Raw genomic sequence first — 900 nt, 5'->3', positions numbered from 1 at the left:
CCTTCGAGGTGCGCAACCCCGCCACCGAGGAAGTCATCGCCACCGTCGCCGACTGCGGCCCGCAGGACGCGGTGAGCGCCCTGGACGCGGCTGCCGCGGCTGCCGACCAGTGGGCCCGCACCAGCCCACGGGACCGTGCGACCGTCCTGCACCGGCTCGCCGACTCCCTGCTCGAACACCGCGAGCGTCTGGCCCGGATCATCACCCTGGAGATCGGCAAGACGATCACCGAAGCCCGGGGCGAGGTCGACTACGCCGCGGCCTATTTCCGCTGGTACGCGGAGGAGGCGGTCCGTCCGCCCGGGCGCAGCACCCCCTCCCCGGACGGGAGGAGTCACATCGTCACCGTCGCGGAACCGGTCGGTCCCTGCCTGCTGATCACCCCGTGGAACGTGCCGCTGGCCATGGCCGCCCGCAAGGCTGCCGCCGCCCTCGCCGCCGGCTGCACCGCCGTGCTGAAGCCGGCCGCTCTCACCCCGCTGTCCTCCCTGATGCTGGGCGAGTTGGCGCGTGAGGCGGGCGCGCCCCCCGGTGTCCTGACCGTGATCAGCAGTAGCGACGCGGCAGCGGTCACCACGGCGCTGCTGGCCGACCCCCGGCTGCGCAAGCTGTCGTTCACCGGGTCCACACCGGTCGGCAGGCTGTTGCTCCAGCAGAGTGGTGCGCGGGTGCTGCGCACCTCGATGGAGCTGGGCGGCAACGCGCCGTTCCTGGTCTTCGACGACGCCGACCTCGACCTCGCGGTCCGCGAAGCGATGATCGCGAAGATGCGGCTGGGCGGCCAGTCCTGCGTCGGCGCCAACCGGTTCCTCGTCCAGGAGTCAATCGCCGACGCGTTCGCCGCGGCGCTCGGTGAACGGATCGCCGCCATCCGGGTGGGCGCCCCGAACCGGGAGGACA

At 72.8% G+C, this 900-nt stretch carries 1 protein-coding gene; it reads left to right on the top strand.

The window, feature by feature from the left end:
• Positions 1-900 (top strand): aldehyde dehydrogenase family protein (locus SMA5143A_RS41865; RefSeq protein ID WP_219923662.1); only part of this gene is annotated, 900 nt, incomplete at both ends.

The sequence above is a fragment of the Streptomyces sp. MA5143a genome (assembly GCF_900290235.1).
Lineage (GTDB): Bacteria > Actinomycetota > Actinomycetes > Streptomycetales > Streptomycetaceae > Streptomyces.
The sequence above is the reverse complement of the archived record's forward strand: the minus strand, read 5'-3'. Positions and strand labels throughout refer to the sequence as shown.